General features: G+C 65.0%; 8 protein-coding genes and 2 riboswitches. Of the genes, 6 read left to right on the top strand and 2 right to left on the bottom strand.

Going from position 1 to position 8,652, the window contains the following annotated elements:
- Together AB4099_RS17480 and coxB are read right to left on the bottom strand one after the other, a co-directional pair.
- Positions 1–1,145 (bottom strand): cbb3-type cytochrome c oxidase subunit I (locus AB4099_RS17480; RefSeq protein WP_441478952.1); only part of this gene is annotated, 1,145 nt, incomplete at its 3' end.
- Positions 1,146–1,201: 56 nt separating this feature from the next.
- Positions 1,202–2,086, bottom strand: coding sequence for a cytochrome c oxidase subunit II (gene coxB / locus AB4099_RS17475; RefSeq protein WP_441478951.1), 885 nt, complete (start codon positions 2,084–2,086; stop codon positions 1,202–1,204).
- A gap of 446 nt (positions 2,087–2,532) precedes the next feature.
- Here coxB and AB4099_RS17470 point away from each other — a divergent pair, with 446 nt between their 5' ends.
- From AB4099_RS17470 to gcvPB, 6 genes are all read left to right on the top strand, one after another.
- Entirely contained in the window at positions 2,533–3,045 is a 513-nt protein-coding gene (locus AB4099_RS17470; RefSeq protein WP_043231038.1) for an invasion associated locus B family protein, read from the top strand.
- Positions 3,042–3,653 (top strand): hypothetical protein, encoded by a 612-nt coding sequence (locus AB4099_RS17465; RefSeq protein ID WP_441478950.1) that lies wholly within the window; start codon positions 3,042–3,044, stop codon positions 3,651–3,653. Before AB4099_RS17470 ends, AB4099_RS17465 begins: the two co-directional genes overlap by 4 nt.
- A gap of 94 nt (positions 3,654–3,747) precedes the next feature.
- Positions 3,748–3,847, top strand: a riboswitch (glycine riboswitch).
- A gap of 4 nt (positions 3,848–3,851) precedes the next feature.
- Positions 3,852–3,949: riboswitch (glycine riboswitch) on the top strand.
- Positions 3,950–4,006: 57 nt separating this feature from the next.
- Positions 4,007–5,164, top strand: a complete 1,158-nt coding sequence (gcvT, locus tag AB4099_RS17460) for a glycine cleavage system aminomethyltransferase GcvT (RefSeq protein ID WP_441478949.1) — start codon at positions 4,007–4,009, stop codon at positions 5,162–5,164.
- Positions 5,165–5,196: 32 nt separating this feature from the next.
- On the top strand, positions 5,197–5,571 hold the full coding sequence (gene gcvH / locus AB4099_RS17455; RefSeq protein WP_113512857.1) for a glycine cleavage system protein GcvH: 375 nt from the start codon (positions 5,197–5,199) through the stop codon (positions 5,569–5,571).
- A gap of 82 nt (positions 5,572–5,653) precedes the next feature.
- Complete coding sequence (gene gcvPA / locus AB4099_RS17450; protein WP_441478948.1) at positions 5,654–6,994, top strand: aminomethyl-transferring glycine dehydrogenase subunit GcvPA; 1,341 nt, start codon at positions 5,654–5,656, stop codon at positions 6,992–6,994.
- A complete protein-coding gene (gene gcvPB / locus AB4099_RS17445) occupies positions 6,994–8,568 on the top strand; it encodes an aminomethyl-transferring glycine dehydrogenase subunit GcvPB (protein ID WP_113512855.1) in 1,575 nt (524 codons plus the stop codon). Before gcvPA ends, gcvPB begins: the two co-directional genes overlap by 1 nt.
- The last annotated feature ends 84 nt before the right edge of the window (positions 8,569–8,652 follow it).

The following is an 8,652-nucleotide window of genomic DNA, read 5'->3' as shown; positions in this document are numbered from 1 at the left end:
ACGCCGGTCACGCCGCCGACGGTGAACAGGAAGATGAAGCCGATCGCCCAGAGCATCGGCGCGGTGAAGCGCAGGCTGCCGCCCCACATCGTCGCGATCCAGGAGAAGATCTTGATGCCGGTCGGCACCGCGATCACCATCGTGGCGAAGACGAAGTAGCGCTGCGTGTTGAGCGAGAGACCGGCGGTGTACATGTGGTGCGCCCACACGATGAAGCCGACGACGCCGATCGCCACCATCGCATAAGCCATGCCGAGATAGCCGAAGATCGGCTTCTTCGAGAAGGTCGAGATGATGTGGCTGACGATGCCGAAAGCCGGCAGGATCATGATGTACACTTCGGGGTGACCGAAGAACCAGAACAGGTGCTGGTAGAGCACCGGATCGCCGCCACCAGCCGGATCATAGAAGGTGGTGCCGAAATTGCGGTCCGTCAGCAGCATGGTGATGGCGCCGGCGAGCACGGGCAGCGACAGCAGCAGCAGGAAGGCGGTGACCAGAACGCCCCAGGCGAACAGCGGCATCTTGTGCATGGTCATGCCAGGCGCGCGCATGTTCAGGATCGTGGTGATGAAGTTGATCGCGCCGAGGATCGAGGCGGCGCCCGCGAGGTGAAGCGCGAGAATGCCGAAATCGACCGAGGGGCCGGGGTGGCCTGCCGACGAGAAGGGCGGATAGATCGTCCAGCCCGTTCCGACGCCATGGGCGCCAGGCGCGCCTTCGACGAACATCGAGATGACCAGCAGCACGAAGCCGGCGACTGTCAGCCAGAACGAGATGTTGTTCATGCGGGGGAAGGCCATGTCCGGCGCGCCGATCATCAGCGGCACGAACCAGTTGCCGAAGCCGCCGATCACGGCGGGCATGACCATGAAGAAGATCATGATCAGACCGTGGCCGGTGACGAAGACGTTGTAGCTCTGGCCATTGGCGAAGATCTGCAGGCCGGGCTGCTGCAGCTCGATGCGCATCATGATCGAGAGGAAGCCGCCGACCAGACCAGCCATGATCGAGAAGATCAGGTAGAGCGTCCCGATGTCCTTGTGATTGGTCGAGAGCAGCCAGCGCCGCCACCCGGTGGGGTGGGCGTGGGCGTCATCATGTCCGTGTGCGTGGGCGTGGGCGCCCGGAGCCGCAGTTGCCATGGATTCGTCTCCTCGTGCGAAATCTGTTCGCGTGAGTTCAGTCAGATCTGGTTCGTTCACTCGGCCGCGGCGGCGACCTTGCCGGCGGCGTCGCCGGCGCTGGCGAATTTCTTCTTCGATTCGGCAAGCCAGGCCGCATAGCGCTCGGCGCTCACGACACGGAACGCGATCGGCATATAGGCGTGGTTCTGCCCGCAGATGAACGAGCACTGGCCATAATAGATGCCTTCGCGATCGGCGCGGAACCAGGTCTCGTTGAGGCGACCGGGAATGGCGTCGATCTTGATGCCGAAGGACGGCACTGTGAACTTGTGGATGACGTCGGCCGCGGTCACCTGGACGCGCACGACCTTGCCGACAGGCACGACCGCCTCGTTGTCTACCGCAAGCAGGCGCGGAGCCTCGGCTGCGGCGATCTTGTTGCTGGCGATCGCTTCGGCGCGCTGCTTTTCATCGAGCATCAGCGAATCGAAGCCGAAGGCGCCGCCGTCCTGCGGATACTCGTAGGACCAGTACCACTGCTTGCCAGTGACCTTAACGGTCAGGTCCGACTGCGGAATCTCGAGCTGCAGCTTGAGCAGGCGGAAGGAAGGAATGGCGATGACGACGAGAATCAGGACCGGGATGACCGTCCAGGCCACCTCCAGCAGCGCGTTATGCGTTGTCTTGGAGGGGACGGGGTTCTTCGTCTCGTTGAAGCGCCAAGCGACGTAGATCAGGAGCGCGAGCACGAAAATCGAGATCGTGAAGATGATCACGTTCAGCCAGTCATGGAACCAGTGAATGTATTCCGAGACTTCGGTGGCGGCGCCCTGCAGGTTCATCTGCCAGGGCGAAGGCATGCCGGTGCCGGCGAGCGCACTTTCAGGAAGAAGCGTCGTCGCGCCCGCGGCGAGGGCCGCTGCGGCCACTGTTGCAATGGTCCTGCTCAGAAATCGCATCGGTCCGACATAGCTCCTGTGATCCCGTCGCGGCCCGCTGTCCTTGTCTATGCGGCCCACGCGCAACGAGGCCGGCTGATCGGCCCGCCTCGTTCTTCGGCATTGCGATAAATCAAAGATCACGCTTGCGCCAGAGGGGCAATGCAGGCCTTCCACGCAGCCCGTGCGGCATAATCACGCGAGGTCTCGCCCTCAAGAAGTGCTTCCGTTGTGGCTCTGTCCTTGACAGGGCGGGGCCTGCATGGTCCCAACGCAGGCACATTCGGAGCGTGATTGTTTTGTGTGGAAGCCCTTTTGGCGTCCCTCAAAACATGGATCGCCCTCTCGAATATGATTAGAGACGGATGGCGGTTTTGTTGGAATCGGACGAACGATTCCTGCAAGGGCGATCCGGCTTCAGGGGGCGATGTCCGGCTATTCGTGCCGGTTTGAAGGGAATGACGGGGATGGGCAAGTTCATCGGACCTGTCTTCGCGGCCGCGCTGGCGGCCGTGGGCGTATGTCTGGGTTCGAGCGGCGTGGCTTTCGCCCAAGGCGCCGTGAAGTCGACGCATGGCGATTGGCAGTTGCGCTGCGAGGTGCCGCCTGGCGCCAAGGCCGAGCAATGCGCGCTCGTGCAGAATGTCGCGGCCGAGGATCGGCCGAATTTGACGCTGCTGGTCATCGTGCTGAAGACGGCCGACCAGAAGAGCCGGCTTCTGCGGGTCGTCGCGCCCCTCGGAGTGCTGCTGCCATCGGGGCTCGGCCTCAAGATCGACGACAAGGACATCGGCCGTGCCGGCTTCGTTCGCTGCCTGACCACGGGCTGCGTTGCCGAGGTGGTGATGGACGATACGCTGCTCGGCCAGCTGAAAGCCGGAAAGAGCGCCACCTTTATCGTATTTCAAACACCGGAGGAGGGCGTGGGTATCCCCGTCTCGCTTTCCGGATTCGGGCCTGGCGTGGAGACCTTGCCGTGAATGATGTGATGCCTCGCCGTCTGAGTATGCTGGTTGCTTCGGTGCTCTGCCTCGGCCTTGCCGGCTGCGGTTCGCGTTCGCCCTCGGGCGAGCAGAGCGGCATGCAGACCCTGAGCAATATCGTGATGTTCCAGTCGACCAAGCCGCCTCCGCCCGTGGAGAAGCCGCTGGTCGATCAGGAGGAAGACTTCGTCTGCCCGTCCGTGACCATCGCCGACGGTGGCGCTGCCATTCGCGCCCAGTCCGGGCCCGATAGCGGCAGCCTGCGGCACCAGATTTCGATCCTGAATGTGGCGCGCGAGTGCACGCCGACGAGCGGTGGCGGTTTCAGGCTGAAGGTGGGTGTGGAAGGCCGTGTGCTGGCTGGTCCGGCCGGTGGCCCCGGGAGCTATTATGCGTCGATGGGCATGCAGGTCCTGCGCGGGACGACCGTCGTTGCCCGCCGCGCGGCGCGTGTCGGCGGTACGATCCCGTCCGGCCAGGGCGGAACCGACTTCACCCATGTCGAGGATGGGATCGTCGTCCCGCCGGGCAAGGGCGATGTCGAGATCATCGTCGGTCTCAATCCCGCTGGCGCTGCGGCGCCGGCTCGCGCGCGGCGCCGGTAGTCCTGCTGCCGCGAATGGTGTCGGCGTTTGCCGTGAACTGAGGCAAGGCGCCGATTGACTCGAAGGCGGCGTCTTGTATCTGTGCTGACGCCGCATCATCCCCGCGGGAGAGACCGGGTCCGGACTTGTCCAGGCCCGGCGCCGAAGGCGCAACCGCCCCGGAAACGCTCAGGCAAACGGACCGCGTGGGAATTGGCGCTCTGGAAAGCGGCGGATGCAACTCCGCCCACCGACGGGTGTAACCTGTCCGGCTGATACTGCCGGTTCGGGGAAATCTCTCAGGTTCCAAGACAGAGGGGGCGCGCTCCGGACATTCCGTCCGGGGCTTGCGCTCGATTCTGGAAGGGGCCGCCATGGCTGCCGAAGCCGTTGAAGCTGATGCCGCAGGCGCCGAGGCGCTGCTCAAGACCCCGCTTCATTCCCGTCATGTCACGCTCGGCGCCCGCATGGTGCCTTTCGCCGGCTACGACATGCCGGTGCAGTACCCGATGGGTATTCTCACCGAGCACAACTGGACGCGCGAGAAGGCCGGGCTCTTCGACGTCTCGCATATGGGGCAGGCCTTTCTGCTCGGGCCCGATCACGAGACCACGGCGCGCGCGCTCGAGGCCTTGATTCCCGCCGACATCGTCAATCTCGCTCCCGGCAAGCAGCGTTATTCGCAGCTCCTCGATGAGAATGGCGGCATTCTCGACGATCTGATGGTGACGCGCTCCAGCGAGCCCGACGAGGATGGTGCCCTCCTCCTCATCGTCAATGCGGCCTGCAAGACTGCCGACTATGCCCATATCGAGGCGCGCCTGCCGGCCAATGTGAAGCTCGTCCGCGCCGAACATCGCGGGTTGATCGCGCTGCAGGGGCCTGCTGCGGCCGAGGCACTCGCCGCGCTGGCGCCCGAGGCCGCCGAGATGGGCTTCATGAGTGCGCGCAGCATGAAGGTGTCGGGCGTCAAGGCCAATCTCAGCCGCTCCGGCTATACCGGTGAGGACGGCTACGAGATTTCCGCTGCAGCAAACAGGATCGGCGAGATCTGGGACGCGCTCCTGCTCGATCCGCGCGTCAAGCCGATCGGACTCGGCGCCCGAGATTCGCTGCGGCTCGAGGCTGGGCTCTGCCTCTATGGGCACGACATCGACACCACGACCTCGCCGGTCGAGGCCGGGCTGAACTGGTCGATCCAGAAGCGCCGGCGCGAGGAAGGCGGCTTCCCGGGAGCAGCCCGCATCCAGCGCGAATTCGCGGAAGGCGTTTCGCGCGTCCGCATCGGGCTCCTGCCCGAGGGCCGCGCTCCTGCCCGCGAAGGCGCCGACATTGCGACGCCGGAAGGCGAGATCGTCGGCAAGGTCACATCCGGCGGCTTCGGCCCGACGCTGAATGCGCCCTGCGCGATGGGCTATGTCGCAAAGGCCCACTCGGCTCCCGGCACGCGCCTTGACCTGATCGTGCGCGGCAAGCCGTTGGCGGCGACCGTCGCGCCGATGCCCTTCGTGCCCAACCGCTACAAGCGCTGATTCCCGACCCTATCCTGATCTGGAGGACCATCATGGCCGAGACCCGTTACACCAAGGACCACGAATATATCCGCATCGAGGGTGACACCGGCACCATCGGCATCACCGACTACGCCCAGGGCCAGCTCGGCGATGTCGTCTTCGTCGAGCTGCCTTCGGTCGGCAAGGCGGTCGCCAAGGGTGGCGAGGCTGCTGTGGTCGAGAGCGTCAAGGCCGCGTCGGAGGTCTATGCCCCGGTCTCGGGCGAGGTCGTCGCGGTCAACAGCGAGCTCGAGGCTGCGCCAGGCGCGGTCAACGAGGATCCGGCCGGCAAGGGCTGGTTCGTCAAGCTGAAGCTGACCAACCCTGCCGAGCTCGAGGGCCTGCTCAGCGAGGCCGAATATCAGGACTACGTGAAGACGCTGTGAGCAGCGTTTCATTGCCCCTGACCTGAATGTCCGGTGCCGGGCGCGCGCTGCGCCCGGTCCTGGAATGATCAAGGAAACCCCGATGCGCTATTTGCCCCTCACCGACACCGACCGCGAGGATATGCTCGCGCGCATCGGCGTTCCCGATATCGACGCCCTGTTCAGCGATGTGCCCGTCGGCAAGCTGCTGAAGGCACCGCTCGACCTGCCGCGCGCCAAGGGTGAACTCGAGGTCGAGCGCATCATGGGCCGGATGGCCGCCAGGAATGTCGCAGCCTCCGCGGCTCCGTTCTTCGTGGGGGCCGGCGCCTACAAGCACCATGTTCCGGCGACCGTCGATCACCTGATCCAGCGCTCGGAATTCCTGACCAGCTATACGCCCTATCAGCCTGAGATCGCGCAGGGCACGCTGCAATACCTCTTCGAATTCCAGACCCAGATCGCCGCGCTGACCGGCATGGAGGTCGCCAACGCCTCGATGTATGACGGCTCGACGGCGACGGGCGAGGCCGTATTGATGGCTCACCGCGTCACCAGGCGTCGCAAGGCGGTGCTGTCGGGCGGTCTGCACCCCCATTACACCGATGTGGTGAAGACCCTGTCCGGCATGGCGAGCGACGAGGTCGTGGCGCTGGCGCCCGATGTCGCCGCGAACGAGGACATCCTCGCGCAGATCGACGACCAGACATCCTGCGTCGTCGTCCAGTCTCCGGACGTCTTCGGCAATCTCCGCGACCTGAAGCCGATCGCCGACAAGGCCCATGCCCATGGTGCGCTTCTGATCGCCGTCTTCACCGAGGTCGTGTCGCTCGGCGCGGTCACGTCTCCGGGGGCGATGGACGCCGATATCGTCGTCGGGGAAGGCCAGTCGATCGGCAATGCACTGAACTTCGGCGGCCCCTATGTCGGCCTCTTCGCCGCCAAATCGAAATATCTGCGCCAGATGCCGGGCAGGCTCTGCGGCGAGACCGTCGATGCCGACGGACATCGCGGCTTCGTTCTGACGCTCTCCACCCGCGAGCAGCATATCCGGCGCGACAAGGCGACGTCGAACATCTGCACCAATTCCGGCCTCTGCGTGCTGGCCTTCACCATTCATATGACGCTGCTCGGCGAGGCCGGGCTCTCGCGTCTGGCCGAGCTCAATCACGCCAATGCCGTGAAGCTTGCCGACATGCTGGCCGGAGTGAAGGGTGTGAAGCTGCTCCACGACAGCTTCTTCAACGAGTTCACGCTGAAGCTGTCGAAGCCGGCGGCCGAGGTCGTCGAGGCGCTGGCCGAGAAGGGCGTGCTTGGCGGCGTGCCGGTCTCGCGCCTGCTGCCTGGTGCCGGGCTCGATGATCTGCTGATCGTCGCCAATACCGAGATCAACACGGATGAGGATCGGGCGGCCTTCGTGGCGGCGCTCGCGGAGGTGCTGTGATGCTGAACCGTCAGGGACGTCCCACCCAGGCTGCTTCCTCCGTGGATCACGGCCGCGAGACCTTCACCGGCAATCGCGCGCTGCAGCAGATCGAACCGCTGATCTTCGAGATCGGCCATCATGAGACGACCGGTGTCGATATCGCGAAGCCGGCGCCGTTCAAGAACCGCCTCGGCACGCATGCGCGCAAGGACGGCATCGGCCTGCCGGGTCTGTCCGAGCCGGAGACGATGCGTCACTACGTGCGTCTGAGCCAGAAGAACTACGGCATCGACACCGGGCTCTTTCCGCTCGGTTCCTGCACGATGAAGCACAATGCCCGCCTCAACGAGAAGATGGCGCGGCTGCCGGGCTTCTCGGACGTTCATCCGCTCCAGCCGGTCTCGACCGTGCCGGGCGCGCTTGAGCTGATGCTGGAGCTCGCGCGGTACCTGATGACGCTGACCGGCATGCCGGCCGTGGCGCTCTCGCCCAAGGCCGGCGCCCATGGCGAGGCCTGCGGCATGATGGCGATCAAGGCCGCCATTGCCGCCAAGGGCGAGGGCGAGACACGCAAGGTCGTGCTCGTGCCGGAATCGGCGCATGGCACCAATCCGGCGACCGCGGCTCTGATCGGCTTCGAGGTCAGGTCCGTCCCGGCCCGTCCGGATGGCACGGTGGCGGTCGAGGACGTCAAGGCCCTGCTCGGGCCGGACATTGCCGCGATCATGCTGACCAACCCCAATACCTGTGGCATCTTCGAGCCGCAGATCGTCGAAATCGCGGCTGCGCTGCATGCGGCTGGCGCATATTTCTATTGTGACGGCGCGAACTTCAACGCCATCGTCGGCAAGGCGAAGCCGGGCGACCTCGGCGTCGATGCCATGCATATCAACCTGCACAAGACCTTCTCGACGCCGCATGGCGGCGGCGGCCCGGGCGCCGGTCCGGTCGTGCTGTCGAGCAGGCTGGCTCCCTATGCGCCCGTGCCGTTCATCCATGTCGAGGGTGGTGCGGCGCGGCTCGTGGAGCACGCCAGTGACGCGCCGGCGGGCAATGATCCCTTCGGCCGCATGACCGCCTTCCACGGCCAGATGGGCATGTATGTGCGCGCGCTCGCCTATATGCTGAGCCATGGTGCCGACGGCATGAAGCAGGCCTCCGAGGATGCGGTGCTGAGCGCCAACTACATCCGCGCCGGCCTGTCCGACCTGATGTCGCTGCCTTTCCCCGACCACCCCTCGATGCACGAGGCTCTGTTCGACGATGAATGGCTGAAGGGCACCGGCGTCACCACGCTCGATTTTGCCAAGGCGATGATCGACGAGGGGTATCACCCGATGACGGTGTATTTCCCGCTGGTCGTCCATGGCGCGATGCTGATCGAGCCGACCGAGTCCGAATCGAAGGCCTCTCTCGACCTCTTCATTGCGACGCTGCGCGATCTGGCCATGGCCGCGAAGGGCAATGACAAGGCCCGCTTCACCGCGGCGCCGCACCACGCCCCGATCCGCCGTCTCGACGAGACGCGCGCTGCCCGCCAGCCGATCCTGAAATGGGTGAAGCCGGAGCCGATCGCAGCTGCGGCGGAGTAAGCGGATCCCGCGATAGGGCAGCTATTGAGTGCTGCCCTATCGTCATCTTCCTGCGTGGTCTTAAGCATTCCTTGACCATGTGCG

It is taken from the genome of Allobosea sp. 2KB_26, assembly GCF_052115715.1.
GTDB lineage: Bacteria > Pseudomonadota > Alphaproteobacteria > Rhizobiales > Beijerinckiaceae > Allobosea.
The sequence above is the reverse complement of the archived record's forward strand: the minus strand, read 5'-3'. Positions and strand labels throughout refer to the sequence as shown.